General features: G+C 65.8%; 14 protein-coding genes and 1 riboswitch. Of the genes, 8 read left to right on the top strand and 6 right to left on the bottom strand.

From position 1 onward, the window contains the following. The first annotated feature begins 145 nt into the window (after positions 1 to 145). The 7 genes from GH663_RS19420 (at position 146) to GH663_RS19390 (ending at position 7,815) form a co-directional block, all read left to right on the top strand. On the top strand, positions 146 to 2,230 hold the full coding sequence (locus GH663_RS19420) for a methyl-accepting chemotaxis protein (protein WP_153133253.1): 2,085 nt from the start codon (positions 146 to 148) through the stop codon (positions 2,228 to 2,230). Between the two features lie 61 nt (positions 2,231 to 2,291). After that, on the top strand, positions 2,292 to 3,731 hold the full coding sequence (gene dacB / locus GH663_RS19415) for a D-alanyl-D-alanine carboxypeptidase/D-alanyl-D-alanine endopeptidase (RefSeq protein ID WP_153133252.1): 1,440 nt from the start codon (positions 2,292 to 2,294) through the stop codon (positions 3,729 to 3,731). Beyond that, positions 3,728 to 4,441 carry a hypothetical protein gene (locus GH663_RS19410; protein WP_153133251.1) on the top strand — a complete coding sequence of 238 codons (714 nt, stop codon included), beginning with the start codon at positions 3,728 to 3,730 and terminating at the stop codon, positions 4,439 to 4,441. Before dacB ends, GH663_RS19410 begins: the two co-directional genes overlap by 4 nt. A gap of 14 nt (positions 4,442 to 4,455) precedes the next feature. Continuing rightward, on the top strand, positions 4,456 to 5,064 hold the full coding sequence (locus tag GH663_RS19405; protein ID WP_066885140.1) for a YitT family protein: 609 nt from the start codon (positions 4,456 to 4,458) through the stop codon (positions 5,062 to 5,064). Positions 5,065 to 5,197: 133 nt separating this feature from the next. Next, a complete protein-coding gene (ada, locus tag GH663_RS19400) occupies positions 5,198 to 6,265 on the top strand; it encodes a bifunctional DNA-binding transcriptional regulator/O6-methylguanine-DNA methyltransferase Ada (protein WP_153133250.1) in 1,068 nt (355 codons plus the stop codon). Then, on the top strand, positions 6,262 to 6,903 hold the full coding sequence (gene alkB, locus GH663_RS19395; protein ID WP_153133249.1) for a DNA oxidative demethylase AlkB: 642 nt from the start codon (positions 6,262 to 6,264) through the stop codon (positions 6,901 to 6,903). Before ada ends, alkB begins: the two co-directional genes overlap by 4 nt. A 6-nt stretch (positions 6,904 to 6,909) precedes the next feature. Continuing rightward, a complete protein-coding gene (locus GH663_RS19390) occupies positions 6,910 to 7,815 on the top strand; it encodes a DNA-3-methyladenine glycosylase family protein (RefSeq protein ID WP_153133248.1) in 906 nt (301 codons plus the stop codon). Here GH663_RS19390 and GH663_RS19385 read toward each other — a convergent pair. From GH663_RS19385 to ubiA, 6 genes are all read right to left on the bottom strand, one after another. Continuing rightward, a complete protein-coding gene (locus tag GH663_RS19385) occupies positions 7,812 to 8,219 on the bottom strand; it encodes a DUF4870 family protein (protein ID WP_153133247.1) in 408 nt (135 codons plus the stop codon). The genes GH663_RS19390 and GH663_RS19385 overlap by 4 nt on opposite strands. A 1-nt stretch (position 8,220) precedes the next feature. Next, entirely contained in the window at positions 8,221 to 8,718 is a 498-nt protein-coding gene (locus GH663_RS19380) for a GNAT family N-acetyltransferase (protein ID WP_153133246.1), read from the bottom strand. Between the two features lie 60 nt (positions 8,719 to 8,778). Next, positions 8,779 to 10,152, bottom strand: a complete 1,374-nt coding sequence (cbpB, locus tag GH663_RS19375; protein WP_153133245.1) for a peptide-modifying radical SAM enzyme CbpB — start codon at positions 10,150 to 10,152, stop codon at positions 8,779 to 8,781. After that, complete coding sequence (gene cbpA, locus GH663_RS19370) at positions 10,149 to 10,304, bottom strand: modified peptide precursor CbpA (protein ID WP_153133244.1); 156 nt, start codon at positions 10,302 to 10,304, stop codon at positions 10,149 to 10,151. Before cbpA ends, cbpB begins: the two co-directional genes overlap by 4 nt. 109 nt (positions 10,305 to 10,413) lie before the next feature. Further along, a riboswitch (cobalamin riboswitch) is annotated at positions 10,414 to 10,549 on the bottom strand. 62 nt (positions 10,550 to 10,611) lie between these two features. Continuing rightward, a complete protein-coding gene (gene ubiD / locus GH663_RS19365) occupies positions 10,612 to 12,087 on the bottom strand; it encodes a 4-hydroxy-3-polyprenylbenzoate decarboxylase (protein WP_066880127.1) in 1,476 nt (491 codons plus the stop codon). Between the two features lie 79 nt (positions 12,088 to 12,166). Beyond that, positions 12,167 to 13,057, bottom strand: coding sequence for a 4-hydroxybenzoate octaprenyltransferase (gene ubiA / locus GH663_RS19360; protein WP_153133243.1), 891 nt, complete (start codon positions 13,055 to 13,057; stop codon positions 12,167 to 12,169). A gap of 208 nt (positions 13,058 to 13,265) precedes the next feature. On the opposite strand from ubiA, the gene GH663_RS19355 reads away from it, so the two are divergent. Continuing rightward, positions 13,266 to 16,706, top strand: coding sequence for a transglycosylase domain-containing protein (locus GH663_RS19355; protein WP_153133242.1), 3,441 nt, complete (start codon positions 13,266 to 13,268; stop codon positions 16,704 to 16,706). The last annotated feature ends 1 nt before the right edge of the window (position 16,707 follow it).

The following is a 16,707-nucleotide window of genomic DNA, read 5'->3' as shown; positions in this document are numbered from 1 at the left end:
TACATATTATAGGAATCAGACAGTTAGCCGTTGAAAACAAACCACAGGATATGGCTAGAATGCCCCCTCCAGGTGTGATTTTTGCTCATTAGCTGCTGCAGCCTACAGCCAACCGACAACTCGAGAAAACTCCTACAAACGCACCATGAAGAACAATCAGCCGACCACCCAACGCGAAGTCGCATTTCCATTAAACACCTATTTGGTGTCCCATACCGACCTTAAAGGAATCATCACTGCGGCCAACGACGCCTTCGTCGAGATTAGCGGCTTTACGCGTGAAGAGTTGATTGGCAAGAACCACAATATTGTTCGCCACCCGGACATGCCGGAGGCCGCTTTTGCCGACCTCTGGCAGACCGTCAAAGGCGGCCTGCCCTGGCGTGGGCTGGTCAAGAACCGCTGCAAGAACGGCGACTTTTACTGGGTCGAAGCCTTCGTCGTGCCGGTCAAGAAAAATGGCCAGATCACCGGTTACATGTCGGTGCGCACCCCGGCCAGCCGCGACAAGCGCGCCGCGGCCGAAAAGGCCTATGCCGCCGCCGGACAAAAGGGCAGCCTGCCGGCCAGCGGCCGGCGCACGCTGTCGTTGCGCACCCGTTTGTGGGTGGCGATTGCCGTCATCCTCAGCCTGATGACGGCGATTGGCCTGTTGGGCCTGAACGGCATCGCCGAAACCAATACCCAGCTCGACCGCATGTACAAGGAAAAACTGGCGCCCTCGAACATGGCCAGCCGAATGATGCTGCTGCTCGCCGACAACCGCGCTCAGGTCATGCTCGCGCTACAGCACGACCCGGCCAATTCCTCGTCGAAACTGCACGACCACGCCATCGACCTGCATATCGAGGCGACGCTGAAGAATCGCGAACAGATTAATGCCGAACTCGAAGGTCTGAAAAAGACCGCGCTCAACGACAAGGAACAGCAGTTGCTGGCGCGCTTCGGCGACACCCGGGAGCGCTTTTCCAAGGAGGGCATCGCCGTCGCCCGCAACCTGCTCAAGGAAGGGCAGTTTGCACAGGCCAACGAATTGCTGCTGCTCAAGATCAACCCGCTGTATGCCGAAATGCGGCGCGATGGCGAAGCGCTGATCCAGGAATTTGCCAATTCGGCGGAAGCGAATTTTGCAACGGCCGAAGCCAATTACCGGACCATCCGCAACATCACCATCGGCAGCATGGCCTTCGCCCTGCTCGCTGCCCTGGTCGGCGGCGCGCTCCTTATTGGTGCAATTCTGACCCCGATCCGCAAGGCCATCACCCATTTTGAACGGATTGCCGAAGGCAAGCTGACCGACGACATCGACGTCTCCGGCCGCGATGAAACCGGGTTGCTGCTCTGCAACCTGGCCACCATGCAGGGCACGCTGAAGGCAATGCTCGACGAGATCACCACCGCCTCGCGCGCCATCGACAGTCGCTCCCGCTTGCTTGAAGAGCAGATGACGCAGGTTGCCGTGCAATCCGACCAGCAACAGGCCAGCGTCGAAGGCGTCGCCTCGGCAACCGAGCAATTCAGCCAGTCGGTGCAGGAAGTGGCGGCCAATGCGCAGGACACCGCGATGGCAGCCCGCGACTCGCAGGCTCAGGTCAGCGAAAGCAACGCCAGCATCAATCAGAGCATGGAAGCGACCAACCGCGTCGTGGCAGCGGTGCATGACTCGAACACCACCATCGACCAGCTCAACCAGTCGATTGCCAAGATCGGCGATATCACCAAGGTGATTGCCGACATCGCCAGCCAGACCAACCTGCTCGCCCTCAACGCCGCCATCGAAGCGGCGCGGGCCGGCGAACAGGGCCGCGGCTTCGCCGTCGTCGCCGACGAGGTGCGCAAGCTGGCCGAACGGACGACGACTTCGACCGCCGACATCAACACCACCGTCTGCGAAATCCAGTCGGTCACCGCGCAGGCGGTGGCCAGCATGGACCGCGCCGCACTCGAAGTGGAAACCGGCATCGGCAAGCTGCGCGAAAGCGTCGCCGGCCTGGAAGGCATCACCGAATCATCGAGCCAGGTCTCGCTGATGGCCGGCCAGATTTCCGACGCCGCCCGCCAGCAGGGTGTCGCCAGCGAGGAAGTGGCGATCAGCATGCAGCAGATCACCGACCTGATCGAACGCAACACCAGCTCGGCCCGCTCGGCCCGCGAAGCGGCCGACGAGTTGCTGGTCACCGCCGGCCAGCTCGACAAGCTGATCGCCGGCTTCGAGCTCTATCGCAAGTAGCGCGGCAGGCGACCGGCAGACCATTAGAATGGGAGGCTTCGGCCTCCCATTCCGCTTTCCGATGATCCTGAAACTACTCGCCGCCCTCGCCGGCGCCCTGCTCGGCCTGCCCGCCCTGGCCGACGGCCTGCCGCCCAATGTGCTGAAAGCGCTGAAGGCGGCGCAGATTCCGGCCGCCAGCGTCGCCGTCGTCGTCCAGCCGGTCGACGCCCCGACGCCGCTGGTTGCCCACAACGCGGCCCCGGCGATGAACCCGGCCTCGGTGATGAAGCTGCTCACCACCTATGCCGCACTCGACCTGCTCGGCCCGGCCTACACCTGGAAAACCACGGCCTGGATCGAGACTGCTGCGGTAGACGGCGTTTTGAACGGCAATTTGTACCTGAAAGGCAGCGGCGACCCGCGCTTCGCCATCGAGCACCTGGCCGGCCTGCTTCGCCAGTTGCGCGTCCGCGGCATCCAGCACATCGCCGGCGACATCGTGCTCGACCGCACGGTGTTCAACGTGCCCAGCATCGATCCCGGTGCCTTCGACGACAAGCCGATGCGCCCCTACAACGTCGGCCCGGACGGCCTGCTGATCAACTTCCGCGCCCTGCGCTTCACGCTGCAACCGGACAACGGCAAACCGCGCCTGCTGCAGGAAACGCCGAGCGAGGGCCTGCGCCTCGACAACCGCCTGCGCACTGCGGAAGGTGGCTGCGGCAGCGACTGGAAGGAACGGATCGAGGTCCGCCTGATCCCGGAAAACAACGGCAACCGCCTCGAATTCAACGGCAGCTACAGCCCGCTGTGCGGCGAAAAGACGCTCAACCTGGCGCCGCTACCGGCCGACGCCCAGAGCAGCGGCCTGCTCCGTGCGCTGTGGAAGGAACTCGGCGGCAGTCTGGCCGGCCAGGTCCGCGGCGGCGGCATCCCGCTCGGCAGCAAGCTGGTCGCCAGCCACGAATCGCCGCCGCTGGCCGATGCCGTGCGCGACATCAACAAGTTCAGCAACAACGTCATGGCCCGCCAGGTTTTTCTGACCCTCGGCAACGATACGGCGCCGGCCACCCCCGAACGTGCCCGGCAGCGCGTCACCGACTGGCTGAACGGGCGCGGCCTGCGCTTTGCCGAACTGGTGCTCGACAACGGCTCCGGCCTGTCGCGCAGCGAACGGATCAGCGCCGACAGCCTGAACCGCCTGCTGCTCGATGCCTGGAAAAACCCGGTAATGCCCGAATTCATCTCCAGCATGCCGATCGTCGGCATCGACGGCACGATGAAGAAACGCCTGAACGGCTCCGATGCCACCGGCCGCGCCCACATCAAGACCGGCACGCTGGACGGCGTCAAGACCGCCGCCGGCTACGCGCTGGATGCCCAGGGCCGCCGTTACGCGGTGACGTTCCTGATCAATCACGCGAAAGCGCAGGCCGGCAGCGCAGCGATCGATGCGCTGCTGGTCTGGGTCGCCCAGCGCCGGGTCGGCGAAAAAGCACCACTGCTGGAGAACGAATGAGCGACTTCACCGACCTGCCGCAGGCCTTGCCGGCTGCCGTACTGAATGAGGCCGGCCTCAACCGGCAGGCGGTTTTCGCGCTGGCTGAGCTGCCGGCCGAGATCCGCGCCAGCCTCGATGCCATCGCCCCATTGGCCGGCTACCGGCAACTGATCCTGATCGGCCACGGCGGCCGCCGGCTGTGGGAATGCGTCAAGGCTTCGGGCATCCGCAACGCCGACCCGATCGACGACTTCACCGTGCGCACCATCGCCCAGTTCTTCGCCGCCCACCTGCCCGACAACCGTTACCAGTTGCTCTACCCAAGCCATCACCCGATCGGCCTGCAGCAACTCGGCAGCTTGGCCGGCTGGCACCACGCCTCGCCCTTCATGGTTGGCATCGACGCCGAATGGGGCAGCTGGTCGGCCTATCGCGCCGTCGTGCTGGCAGATACCCGTTTCCCCGTTTCCTCACCGGTCCACCGCAGCCATCCCTGTTCGGCTTGCCGGACGCAGGACTGCATCGCCGCCTGCCCGGCCGGTGCGCTCGGCGACGGCCCGTTCAAGCTGGAGCGCTGCGTCGCCTACCGCAAGCAGCCCGACTCGGCCTGCCGGACGACCTGCCTGGCCCGCCTGGCCTGCCCGGTCGGCGCCCGGCATCGCTACACCGACGAACAGATCAGCCACAGCTACAGCATCTCGCTGCGCATGATCGAAGAGTTCTACTGAGCCTGCCGCGCCGTATGTCCAAACATCCCATCAGCCGCCACACGCTGTTCGAAGACGCCCAGGCCCTGCTCGTCGCACCGCTTTTCGTCGCCTTCGCCGTCCTTCTCTTCAAGGAAGCCGGGCTGCTTACCGGCGGCACGGTCGGCATCGCCTTCCTGATTCACTACCTCAAGCAATGGCCGTTCGGCCTCGTCCTCTTCGTCGTCAACCTGCCCTTCTACCTGCTTGCCATCCGGGCCATGGGGCGCAGCTTCACGCTGAAGACCTTTCTCGCCGTCAGCCTGCTCTCGCTGTACGCCGAACTGCTGCCCCGGCTGGTCGAGTTCCAGGCGCTGAACCGGGTTTTCGCCGCGCTGATGGGCGGCTTTCTGGCCGGCGTCGGCCTGCTCATCCTGATCCGCCACCGGGCCAGCCTGGGCGGCCTCGGCATTCTCGTCATCCACTTGCAGAACACCCGCGGCTGGCGGGCCGGCCACCTGCAGATGGCGGCCGACAGCCTGATCCTCGGCGCCGCCATCTTCGTCCGCGACCCGCTCAGCGTCGGCCTGTCGATCATCGGCGCACTGGCCCTGAACCTGGTCATCGCGGTCAATCACAAGGCTGGCCGCTACATGGGTACCTGAATCTGGTTTTTGCCCTTTTTCGCCGGTCGACCGCAGGACTCTTGTTACGGCGAATTTGAAAGCAAGAGACAGGGTGTCCGGCGATTGCGCGACCGCTAAAGTTGATCCGACAATGAACGGGAAAGGACAAGCGATGGCCAACGACATACTCTCTGCTGCAACTCTGGCCGACCCGCGCTGGGCCGCCGTCATCGGCCGCGACCGCGAGGCGGACGGCCAGTTCGTCTACGCCGTGCGGACGACCGGCATCTACTGCCGCCCGGGCTGCCCGTCACGCCCACCGAAGCCGGAAAACGTCACCTTTTACGCCACGCCGGAGGCCGCAGCCGCCGCCGGCTTTCGCCCCTGCCAGCGCTGCCGGCCGGATACGGCATCACTGGCCGTGCGTCAGCAAGCCATCATCAGCGACCTCTGCCGCTACATCGAACAAGCCGAACAGCCGCCGACGCTGGCGCAACTGGCGACCCGGGCCGGACTCAGCCCGCATCACCTGCACCGCCTGTTCAAGGCGAGCACCGGCCTGACTCCGCACGCCTACGCCAGCGCCATACGGGCCGGGCGGCTGCGCCAGAACCTGGCCCAAGCCGCCAACGTCACCACCGCCATTTTCGCCGCCGGCTACAACAGCGGCAGCCGCGGCTACGCCGAGTCGGATGCGCTGCTCGGCATGACGCCCGGCGCCTACCGGGCCGGCGGCGCCCGCCAGGAAATCCGCTTCGCCAGCGGCGCCTGCACCCTCGGCTACGTCCTCGTCGCCCGCAGCGAGCGCGGCCTCTGTGCCATCCTGCTTGGCGACAAGCCGACGGCCCTTGCCGACGATCTCGAACAACGCTTCCCGGCGGCACAACTGATTGCCGATGATGGCGAACTGGCGCAGCAACTGGCCGAGGTCGTCCGCTTCGTCGACGCCCCCAAAACCGGGCTCGACCTGCCGCTCGACATTCGCGGCACCGCCTTCCAGCAACGCGTCTGGCAGGCCCTGCGCGCCATCCCGCCCGGCCAGACAGCCAGTTACAGCGAGATCGCCGAGCGCCTCGGCGCACCGAAGGCAGTGCGCGCCGTGGCCGGTGCCTGCGCCGCCAATGCGCTGGCCGTCGCCATTCCCTGCCATCGCGTCGTACGCAGCGACGGCGCGCTGTCCGGCTACCGCTGGGGCATCGAGCGCAAACGAGCACTGCTCGCCCGCGAGGCCGAAGAATGAACGGCGACCTGTTCGCTGGCGCCAGCGGACCGGAACAGATCGGCCCCGGCACCTGGCTGCTGCATGGCGCAGCGCTCGATGCCGCACCGGCGCTGTTCGCCGAGGTGCAGCACCTGACCGCCACCGCCCCCTTCCGCCAGATGCAGACACCCGGCGGCTACCGGATGTCGGTGGCGATGAGCAATTGCGGGCCGTTCGGCTGGGTCACCGACCGCAGCGGCTACCGCTATGCGGCAACCGACCCGCTCAGCGGCCTGCCCTGGCCACCGCTGCCGCCGCTCTTTCTGCAAATTGCCGGCGCCGCCGCCGAACGGGCCGGCTACCCCGGCTTCGTGCCCGACGCCTGCCTGATCAACCGCTACGCCCCCGGAGCGCGGATGGCGCTGCACCAGGACAAGGACGAGCGCGATTTCACCGCCCCCATCGTTTCGCTGTCGCTCGGCCTGCCGGTCGTTTTCCTGTTCGGCGGCACCCAGCGCAGCGACCCGCCGGCCCGCCTGCTGCTCAGCCACGGCGACGTGCTGGTCTGGGGCGGCCCGGACCGCCTGCGCTTTCACGGCGTCATGCCCTTGAAGCCGGGGCGGCATGAACTTTTGGGTGAACAGCGCATCAACCTGACATTCCGCAAGGCGCGCTGAACGACGATGACACCCAGTCCGAGCCCCTGCAAGATCGAATTGCCCGAGTACTTTCGTGCCCAGGACATCCTCGCCTTCCATCGCCGCGACAACCAGCAACTGGCCGAACAGGTCGAGGGCGAGGTGCTGCGCAAGGGCCTGCTCTGGGCCGGCCAGCCGGCCTGTTTGAGCATCCGGTTTACGGCCGGACAGGCCACGGCGGAATTGGCCATCGATGGCCCGTCGACCGCCGGAACCGCCGCCGCGCTAAGCCGACTGGCCCATCGTCTGCTCGGCCTGACCCAGCCGGTCGATGCCTTCGCCGCCGCCTATCGCGAGCATCCGCAACTCGGCCGCCTGCTCGCCGAGCGGCCCGGCCTGCGCGTGCCGCAGACCGCCACCCCGTTCGAGGCGCTGAGCTGGGCGGTGACCGGCCAGCAGATCAGCGTCCATGCCGCCGTCGCCGTCCGCCGCAAGCTGATCCAGACGACCGGCCGCCAGCACTCGAGCGGCTTGTGGTGTTACCCGGATGCGGTGCAGGTCGCCGCCAGCAGCGAGGTCGAATTGCGCCAGGCCGGCTTTTCGCAGAGCAAGGCGGCGACGCTGCTCGCCCTCGCCGAGCAAGTCGCCAGCGGCCAGCTACCGCTCGACGACTGGCTCGCTTGCGAAACGGCGAGCCTGCCGGTCGACGCTATCCGTGAGCAACTTTTGCAGGTCCGCGGCATCGGCCCGTGGACGGTCAACTACGCGCTCCTGCGCGGTTTTGCGTGGCTCGACGGATCGCTGCACGGCGATGTCGCCGTCCGCCGCAAGCTGCAGCACCTGCTCGGCGCCAATGCCCCGCTGAGCGAACGGCAAACCGCAGCCTGGCTCGAAGAATTCAAGCCGTGGCGGGCGCTGGTTGGCGCCCATCTGTGGGCGATGCCGCTCTAGTTATCGACTGGCCGCACGCCCGACAGCGCCACCCAGCCGCGCCCGACACGGTAGATCACCCACAGGCCGAGCAGCGCGATGAGCAGGAAGGCGACGGGAATACCGATGATGGTGATGATCAGCAGGCCGTAGATCACCAGCCACAGCGCGGTGAACCAGAAAGTGCGGATCTGCCAGCGGAAATGGCTTTCCAGCCAGGTGCCGCTGACCTCGCCGCGCTTGAGGTAATTGAGAAAGACGGCGATCAGTGACGGCAAGCCGAAGACGAAGCCGCCGGCCACGGTCGCCGCCGAAGTGACGCCGACCAGTACGGCGAAGGCATGCAGCCCGTAAATGACATGGGTCAGCTGGACCAGCGACGGGCGCACGCCGTGCAGGTCGGGGACGGGAAGTTGCTCGGGCATCTCAGGCCTCCTCAAGATATTTCTGCAGCAACAGCGCGTTGCCGGCCGCCGGATCGAGCACATAAGGCGCGAAACCGGCACGCTCGTAGGATGCCATCGCCTGCCGGTTGTTGGACAGCACTTCCAGCGTCAATTTGCAACAGCCAAGCTGGCGGGCCCGCCCTTCGGCCCACTGCAGCAGCGCCTGGCCGATGCCCTGGCCGCGCCATTCGGCCCGGGTGACGATATCGTGGATATTGAGCAGCGGCCGGGCGGCAAAGGTCGAGAAGCCGGCGAAGCAGTTGATCAGGCCGACCGCTTCGTCGTCGAGGAAGGCCAGGGCGCCGTGGAAAGTTGGCAGGGCCTGCAGTTCGCGCAACAGGTTGGCCTTGGCATAAACCGACAGCCCCTCGCCGCCGCCCATCGGATCGCGCGCGTAGTGGTCGAGCAGCGCGAGGAAAGCCGCAGCGTGCGCGGGCCGGGCCAGATCGGTGGCGGTAATGACAAGACGGGAATGCATGGCCGAGGACGCCTGAAAAATGCTGGAGGGCGCCATACTAAAGCGCCCGCCAGCATTCGCTCAACTCAGCGCGAAAACGGTTTCCGTGCCCTCGTCCCAGCCGTCCCACAGATAGTCGTCGGCTTTGCCGTCGGCAATCAGGCGCAGCGCGTAATTGACCTGCTCCTTGTAGAAGTCGCAGAAGGCGCCGATCTTGTCCATGCCGCCGTTCATCTCGAAGGCTTCGGCCGGACAGGGCGAGCCGCAGAAATGGCGGATCGCGCAGTCGCCGCAGGGACTGAACTTATCGACATCGCGCGTCGTCACCGCCTTGAAGGCAGCCGAATCGAGCGCCGCTTCGACCCCGCCGAGCAGCAGGCTGCCGCCATTGAAGCGCGGCAGGCCGATGAACTCGCTGCACGGGTAGAGGCTGCCGTCGGCGGCCAGCGCGAAGAAGGCCCGGCCACCGCCGCAGGGCGAGATGTCGCACATCAGGCGGCGCGCAGTCGGGGCCAGGATGCCGATCAGGATATTGGCGAAATTGGCGACCATCAGCTTGCGGCCAGTCTGCTGGTACAACTCGTAGGTGCGGTCCATCGCGGCGAAGAAGGCCTTGGCCATCTCGCCATCGGCCGGCTTGACGCCGCGCGCCCCGGACAAGGTGCAGCGCACGGTGTTGAGCATGCAGGTCGGCACTTCGTGGGCGTGGAACAGCTCGATCATGCGCGTCAGGTAAGGCAGGTTCTCGGTCGTGCAGGTCGTGATGACGCTCCATGAGCCGTAACCGCGCAATTTCTCCATCGCCCGCAGCACCTTGTCGTGCACGCTCTTGCCGCCCCAGGTCCGCCGGGTGGCGTTGGTGATCTCCGCCACCGGGCCGTCGAGCGAGAGGCCGATGCTGACATTGCGCGACGTCAGGAAATCGAGCGCCTTGTCGTCGAGCAGCGTGCCGTTGGTCTGCAGGCCGAAAACGAAATCGTCGGCGAAGGCATCGATCGCCTCGAACACCGCCGGCGCGTTCATCAACGGCTCGGCGCCGTGGAAAATGGCGCGCGGCTTGCGGTCGGCCGGCATCACCGAACGGAAATAATCGCGCAGCTTGCCGAGCGAGGCATGCAGGATCTCGGCCGACATGTGGGTGCCGCTGCTACGCTGGGTGTCGGGCAGATAGCAGTAGGTGCAGTTGAGATTGCAGCGCTCGGTCGGGTTCAAATAAACGCCGGACGGTTTCAGGCCGAAGCGCAGCGCGTGCAGCTCCTGTTCGAACTGCCCGGCCTTGGCGCTGTAGGCGGCGAGCAGGTCGGGGTCGCGATTGGCTTCATGAACCTTGTTCTTGTCGACCAGTGCCCAGAAAGCAGTCTGCGGATCGGTTACCGCGGCATAGAGCGGGTGGCCGATATCGACCGGCTGGAAAAGCGTGCCGCGGGCGGCACGCTCGGCAAGCACAGCGTTCATTTGGCCGCCTTCCGGTCCATCAGCACATAGTGCGAGAGGCCGATGCCGTCCGGATTGCAGCTCTTGCGCACAGCAATGGTCGGGGCGACGGGCGCGTTCTGGCTCGGGGTTGTTTGCGGGGCGTTGACGGTTTGCTTGATGGTTTGGGACATTTTCCACTCCTCGGGAAGACAAAAAACAAAAAGGGCTCCGTCTGAGCACACGCTTGTCGCAGGCGCTCAGACGGAGCCCTTGCCTTGGCTCCATACTCGGTATCGATTCGTCTTCTGGCTTCCGGATCAGCCGAAGCGCTGCGCCTTCCCGGCGGGGTATGCCCCGCAAGTGGCTGGTCTGGCGACCATGCAGCCTTCGTCCCCGGTTACAGCGGCGGGCCCGCCACGGATTCGCACCGTGTTCCGTATCTCGATTCCAACTGGAGAGCGGATTCTCTCAAGCCGCCGAGCCGCGGGTCAATTCGTCCTAAAGGCCTAGTTCCTGCCACATCGTATCGACCCGCTGCTTGACCCCGTCGTCCATGACGATCGGTCGCCCCCACTCGCGGCTGGTTTCGCCCGGCCACTTGTTGGTCGCATCCAGCCCCATCTTGGAACCGAGGCCGGCCACCGGCGACGCAAAGTCGAGGTAGTCGATCGGCGTGTTGTCGACCAGCGTCGTGTCGCGCGTCGCATCCATGCGCGTCGTCATCGCCCAGACCACTTCCTTCCAGTCGCGGATATCGATGTCGTCGTCCACGACGATGATGGTCTTGGTGTACATGAACTGGCGCAGGAAGCTCCAGATGCCGAACATGATCCGCTTGGCGTGGCCGGGATACTGCTTCTTGATGCTGACGATGGCCATCCGGTACGAACAGCCTTCCGGCGGCAGGTAGAAATCGACGATTTCCGGGTACTGCTTCTGCAACAGCGGTACGAAGACCTCGTTGAGCGCGACGCCCAATACGGCCGGCTCGTCGGGCGGCTTGCCGGTGTAGGTGCTGTGGTAGATCGGGTCGTGGCGCATGGTGATGCGCTCGATGGCGAACACCGGGAACTCGGCCTGCTCGTTGTAGTAGCCGGTGTGGTCGCCATACGGCCCTTCCAACGCCATCTCGCCGGGATGGATGACGCCTTCGAGGACGATTTCGGCCGAGGCCGGCACTTGCAACGCCGAGCCGAGGCATTGGGTCAGCTCGGTCTTGCCGCCGCGCAGCAGGCCGGCAAACTGGTATTCGGACAGGCTGTCCGGCACCGGCGTCACGGCGCCGAGGATGGTCGCCGGGTCGCAGCCGAGCACCACCGCCACCGGGAAAGGCTGGCCAGGATTGGCCAGCTGGTGGTCGCGAAAATCCAGCGCCCCGCCACGATGCGCCAGCCAGCGCATGATCACCTTGTTCGGCCCGAGCACCTGCTGGCGGTAGATGCCGAGGTTCTGCCGGTTCTTGTGCGGCCCCTTGGTGACGACCAGGCCCCAAGTGATCAGCGGCGCGATGTCGCCCGGCCAGCAATGCTGGATCGGCAGTTTGGCCAGATCGACATCCTTGCCCTCCCAGACCACCTGCTGGCAGGGCGCGTTCGACACCTTCTTCGGCGCCATGTTGAGCACCTGCTTCAGGATCGGCAGCTTGTCCCAAGCGTCCTTCAGCCCTTTCGGCGGCTCCGGCTCCTTGAGATAGGCGAGCAGCTTGCCGACTTCGCGCAGCGCCTGCACCGATTCCTCGCCCATGCCGAGTGCGACGCGCTTCGGCGTGCCGAACAGGTTGGCGAGCACGGGTATCGTATGTCGGATCGACGCCGTTTTCGGCTTTTCAAAGAGGATGGCCGGCCCTTCGGCGCGCAGCACACGGTCGCAGATTTCGGTCATTTCGAGGCGGGTATCGACCTCGACGCCGACGCGCTTCAGTTCGCCGGTCTTTTCCAGTTGCGACATGAAGTCGCGCAAGTCGTGATATTTCATCGGGTCCGCTACGAAAAAAGACAGTCGGCGCAGGCGAATGCTGCGGTCCACGGGGCAAAAAGGGCAAAAACCGGGGCGTTCATCCGAAGCTCCGGCCGGCAAGCAGGAAGTCGACAACGATGCCGACGAAGATCACCAGGCCGACCCAGTTGTTGTGCAGGAAGGCCTTGAAACAGGGCATCCGTTGGCGACCGCGGATCCAGGTGTAGTGCAGTCCGAAAATACCGGCCGCGACGACCAGCCCGGCGTAGAAGGCCCAGCCCAGATGCAGCGTCCAGCCGACCCAGCCGATGATGGCCAGCGTCATCGCATAGCAGAAAATCACCGCCGCCACGTCGTGGCGGCCGAAGGTGATGGCCGAGGTCTTGATGCCGATTTTCAGGTCGTCGTCGCGGTCGACCATGGCGTACTCGGTATCGTAGGCGACCGCCCAGAAGACATTGGCGAGCAGCAGCCACCAGGCTTCGGCCGGCACGTTGCCGAGGTGGGCGGCGTAAGCCATCGGGATGCCGAAGCCAAAAGCGACGCCGAGGTAAGCCTGTGGGATGGCGAAGAAGCGCTTGGTGAAGGGATAGCTGGCGGCCAGGAAGACGGCCGGCACCGACATCCAGATCACCAGCTGGTTGCCCAGCATCAGGACCAGCCCAAACGAAATCAGCGACAGGACGGCAAAGAGAGTGAGCGCTTCCTTCGTCGTGACCTTGCCGGCCGTCAGCGGGCGCTCCTTGGTCCGCTCGACATGCTTGTCGAAATCGCGGTCGGCATAGTCGTTGATGACGCAGCCGGCCGAACGCATCAACACGGTCCCCAGCACGAACACCCAGAGCACCACCCAGTTCGGCTTGCCCAGCGCCGACAGCCAGAGTGCCCACAGCGTCGGCCAGAGCAGCAGCAGGATGCCGATCGGCTTGTCGAGCCGCATCAGCTTTTCGTAAAGATCGAGTTTTTCCTTGAGCGCAGGCCAGTTCATCGGTCGATTTTACCTTGGTGCCCGCCAGCGACAGCGGCGGGAATGCTTGAAGCAGAGATCATGGCAAGGCGGCGAAAGCAAAAGCGGGCATTTTACCGGTCTCGCCCCTGCCGCCGGCGGCCAACACCCAAAACAATCAAAACGCCCCACAAGGGCGCGATGCCAATATACTGATGACAGAAAAGCCGACAACAAACACAAACATCTCATGCGCCCCAACGCACCCGCCCCCCGCCGCCGGTACTGGCTGACCGGTGGCCTTGTCGTCGCCCTGCTCGCCGCTGCCGGCCTGTGGGTTGCCGACGAAATCGAAACCTCCCGCCTGCAGGCCACCCATCTGGCCCGCTACGCGGCAACCCTCGATTACCGGATGGTCGACGGCGCCAGTGACGCCATCCGCTTCCCAACGCACGGCCCCTTCGAGCAGCGCATGGGCTACAGCGAACTGCCAAAGCTCGCCAGCCGCCTGAACGCCAACGGTTTCAAGCTAACCCGACAGGCCCGCTTTTCCGAAGCCCTGCTCAACTACACCGGGCGCGGCTACTTTCCACCCTACCGCGAAAAGACTTCGGCCGGGCTGACCGTCACCGACTGCCGGGGCGAAACGCTGTACCGCTTCCGCTACCCCTATCGGGCCTATGCCGATTTTGACGCCGTGCCGCCGCGCATCGGCCAGGCCCTGATGTATATCGAGAACCGCGACCTGCTCGACGAATCCCGGCCGACCATGAACCCGGCGGTCGACTGGGTACGCTTCGCTCGCGCTGTCATCGGTCGCATCGGGCGGATGGTCAACGACGATTTCGACGCCCCGGGCGGCAGCACGCTGGCGACGCAGATCGAGAAATTCCGCCATTCGCCGGACGGCGTGACACCGAACAGCAGCGAGAAGCTGCGCCAGATGGCCTCGGCCAGTGTCCGTGCCTACCGCGATGGCGAGCAGACGCTGCCGGCCCGGCGCACGCTGCTGCTCGATTACCTGAATACCGTACCGCTCTCGGCGGCGCCCACCTTCGGCGAGGTCAACGGCCTGGGCGATGGCCTCTGGGTGTGGTTCGGCGCCGACTTCGACGAGGTCAACGCGCTGCTCGCCGCACCGGAAGCCGAAGGTGCCCGCCTCGCCGAGCAAGGCCGGGCACTGCACCAGGTGGTGGCGCTGATGATCGCCCACCGCCGCCCGACCTACTACCTGTCGACCAAGGGGCACGACAGTCTGGCCCGCCTTTCGGAAAGCTACGTCCGCCTGCTCGCCGAGCAGGGCGTGATCAGCCCGGCCCTGCGCGATGCGGCGCTGGCCCAGCCGCTGCAATTCCGCAACCAGGCGACCGATCCGGCCCTGCTGCCGGCCGATGCCGGCAAGGGCGCGATGGCTATCCGCAACCGCCTGTCCGGCCTGCTCGATGCGTCGCTGTACGAGCTGGATCGCTACGATGCCGAGGTCGGAACGACGCTGAACGGCAAGCTGCAGCAGGAAGTCACCAGCTTCCTGCGCCGTCTGGACGAACCGGAGGTGGCACGCAAGGAAGGCCTGCTCGGCGAACGGATGCTCGACCCGGGCAAGCTCGACGGCGTCTATTACAGCTTCACGCTGGTCGAAAGCACGCCGGCCGGCAACCGTGTCCGGGTCCAGACCGACACCACCGACCAGCCGCTCGACATCAACGAAGGCAGCAAACTGGAACTCGGCTCCACCGCCAAGCTGCGGGTGCTGACCACCTACCTGGAAATCATTGCCGAACTGCACCAGCGCTTTGCCGACAAAACGCCCGCCGAGTTGCGCAAGCTGCCGGTCGAGCAGCGTGATCGCCTGACCCAGTGGGCCATCGACTATCTGCTCAGCGCCAAGGAACGCGAACTGCCGGCCATGCTGCAGGCGGCGCTGGCCCGCAGCTACTCGGCCAGCCCCGGCGAGGATTTCTTCACCGGCGGCGGCGTCCATAGCTTCAACAACTTCCGCCATGAGGACGACAGCCGGGTCGTCACCGTACGCGAAGCGCTGCAGGGTTCGATCAACCTGCCCTTCGTCCGCCTGATGCGCGACATCGTCCGCCACACCATGTACCAGGTACCGGGCAGCAGCGCGCAACTACTGGAAAAAGCCAGCGATCCGCGCCGCACCGAATACCTTGCCCGCTTTGCCGACCAGGAGGGACAGGTCTTCCTGCGCCGCTTCTGGCACAAGTACCGGGGCAAGAAAGCAGCCGAAATCCAGGATGTCTTCCTCGACGGCCTGCGCCCGAACGCCACCCGGCTGGCTGCCGTCTTTCGCTTCCTGTCGCCGCAGGCGACACCGGCCGAACTGGAAACCTTCCTGCGCCAGCGCCTGGAAGGGGCGCGCCTGAGCAGCGATGAAGTCGCCCGCCTTTACGAACGGACCGGGCCGGCGGCCTACGACCTGCCGGACCGCGGCTACGTGGCGCGCGTGCACCCGCTCGAACTGTGGCTGGTCGGCTATCTGTCGGCCCACCCGGAGAGTAGCTGGAGCGAACTGGTCCAGGCCAGCGCCAAGGAGCGCCAGGCCGTATACCGCTGGCTATTCAACACCCGCTTCAAGGGGGCCCAGGATTCACGCATCTACACCATGCTCGAAGTCGAAGCCTTCCTCGACATCCACCGCCGCTGGGTCCGCGTCGGCTATCCTTTCGGCCACCTGGTGCCCTCGCTGGCCACCGCGCTCGGCAGTTCCGGCGACCGGCCAGCCGCGCTCGCCGAACTGATGGGCATCATCGCCAACAACGGCATCCGCCAGCCGACGCGGCGCATTGACCGCCTCGATTTCGCCGTCGGCACCCCGTACGAGAGCCGCTTTGCCAGCAACGGCGAAACTGGCGAACGGGTGATGGCACCGGAAGTGGCCGCCGCCCTGCGCAACGGGCTGTCGGAAGTGGTTGAGGGCGGCACGGCACGCCGCCTGTCCGGCGCCTTCAAACTGGCCGACGGGACGCCGCTCGCCGTCGGCGGCAAGACCGGCACCGGCGACAACCGCATCGTCCTCGGCCGGGGCGCGGCGCGCGGTGTCGCCATGAACCGCACGGCGACCTTCGTCTTCTACCTCGGCCCGCGCCACTTCGGCACGCTGACCGCCTATGTGATGGGGCCGGATGCCGCTAAATACCGCTTCACCTCCGCCCTGCCGGTGCAGATCCTCAAATCCATGGGCCCGATCCTGACCCCGGAGCTCGACGCCCGCAACGACAACACCTGCCCGGGCGGCTGGCCGGGCGGGCAGAATAGCGCCGGACGCCCCCCCGAGAAGGCTGCCGACCAGGCAAAGGCTGCTGCGACAGACGGTGCTCCACTCGCCCCCGTCCCTGCGGCCGGAGACGACAAGAGCGCGGACAAGGAAGCGAGCCCGGACAAGCCGGCCGAAAGCGCCGAGGCAAAGCCTGCAGAGACGAAACCGGAAAAACCGCTCGACAAGCCCAGCGAGAAGGCGGCGGACAAGGCCGCCGAGAACGCAGTGAGCGCTAGCGGCGAAAAATCCCCTGCCCCACCTCCGCCCGCTACTCCGCCGCGCGGCACACCAGCAACGCCACCGGCCCCTGCCGCAGCACCAACGACGCCAAGCCCGTCAGCCCCGAAAGACGAGGCGCAGCCCCTCGATAAGCCCCCCGAGCAGCCCCCTCGTAGCGAACGGGGCACCGGATAGC

Origin of the sequence: Dechloromonas hortensis (genome assembly GCF_009469765.1) — a bacterium.
In the GTDB taxonomy this organism is placed as follows: Bacteria; Pseudomonadota; Gammaproteobacteria; order Burkholderiales; family Rhodocyclaceae; genus Azonexus; species Azonexus hortensis.
Note: the sequence above shows the minus strand (reverse complement) of the source record. Positions and strands in the feature narration are given on the sequence as shown.

Coding starts and splice junctions, on each gene's coding strand:
- GH663_RS19420 (WP_153133253.1), top strand. CDS start 146: ATGAAGAACAATCAGCCGACCACCCAACGCGAAGTCGCATTTCCATTA.
- dacB (WP_153133252.1), top strand. CDS start 2,292: ATGATCCTGAAACTACTCGCCGCCCTCGCCGGCGCCCTGCTCGGCCTG.
- GH663_RS19410 (WP_153133251.1), top strand. CDS start 3,728: ATGAGCGACTTCACCGACCTGCCGCAGGCCTTGCCGGCTGCCGTACTG.
- GH663_RS19405 (WP_066885140.1), top strand. CDS start 4,456: ATGTCCAAACATCCCATCAGCCGCCACACGCTGTTCGAAGACGCCCAG.
- ada (WP_153133250.1), top strand. CDS start 5,198: ATGGCCAACGACATACTCTCTGCTGCAACTCTGGCCGACCCGCGCTGG.
- alkB (WP_153133249.1), top strand. CDS start 6,262: ATGAACGGCGACCTGTTCGCTGGCGCCAGCGGACCGGAACAGATCGGC.
- GH663_RS19390 (WP_153133248.1), top strand. CDS start 6,910: ATGACACCCAGTCCGAGCCCCTGCAAGATCGAATTGCCCGAGTACTTT.
- GH663_RS19385 (WP_153133247.1), bottom strand. CDS start 8,219: ATGCCCGAGCAACTTCCCGTCCCCGACCTGCACGGCGTGCGCCCGTCG.
- GH663_RS19380 (WP_153133246.1), bottom strand. CDS start 8,718: ATGCATTCCCGTCTTGTCATTACCGCCACCGATCTGGCCCGGCCCGCG.
- cbpB (WP_153133245.1), bottom strand. CDS start 10,152: ATGAACGCTGTGCTTGCCGAGCGTGCCGCCCGCGGCACGCTTTTCCAG.
- cbpA (WP_153133244.1), bottom strand. CDS start 10,304: ATGTCCCAAACCATCAAGCAAACCGTCAACGCCCCGCAAACAACCCCG.
- ubiD (WP_066880127.1), bottom strand. CDS start 12,087: ATGAAATATCACGACTTGCGCGACTTCATGTCGCAACTGGAAAAGACC.
- ubiA (WP_153133243.1), bottom strand. CDS start 13,057: ATGAACTGGCCTGCGCTCAAGGAAAAACTCGATCTTTACGAAAAGCTG.
- GH663_RS19355 (WP_153133242.1), top strand. CDS start 13,266: ATGCGCCCCAACGCACCCGCCCCCCGCCGCCGGTACTGGCTGACCGGT.